Source organism: Vibrio sp. 10N.222.49.C9, from assembly GCF_041474985.1.
Taxonomy (GTDB): domain Bacteria; phylum Pseudomonadota; class Gammaproteobacteria; order Enterobacterales; family Vibrionaceae; genus Vibrio; species Vibrio crassostreae_C.
On the sequence record NZ_JBFRVD010001182.1, the window covers coordinates 1 to 304 of the forward strand.

General features: G+C 35.9%; 1 protein-coding gene. It reads left to right on the plus strand.

Translation table 11 applies throughout. From position 1 onward, the window contains the following. Nucleotides 1–241 (plus strand): hypothetical protein (locus AB4585_RS27475; protein WP_372171917.1); only part of this gene is annotated, 241 nt, incomplete at its 5' end. Nucleotides 242–304: the final 63 nt, after the last annotated feature.

Sequence of the window (304 nt, forward strand, 5' to 3'; positions counted from 1 at the left end):
ATTGATTAATACGCAGTTTTCATCAAATTTATCAATGAATGATCAAGTAGTCGTGAGCACAAAGATGTTGGATTTTGAACTTAACCAACAAACTCAAAAAGCAATGCGTGATGACCTAGTCATAACCACTATTAGAATAGATACCTACCTCGTGATTATTGTTATCTTTATCTCAAAGAATATCGATTTTACGGGGCTAGCCACACGTAAAATGCACATTTTAAAGGATAGAGTTCAATGACCATTTCACATGCTCATTTATTAGAAAGTATGAGCAAGGGTGTTGCCAGTGATGGACAGCCCT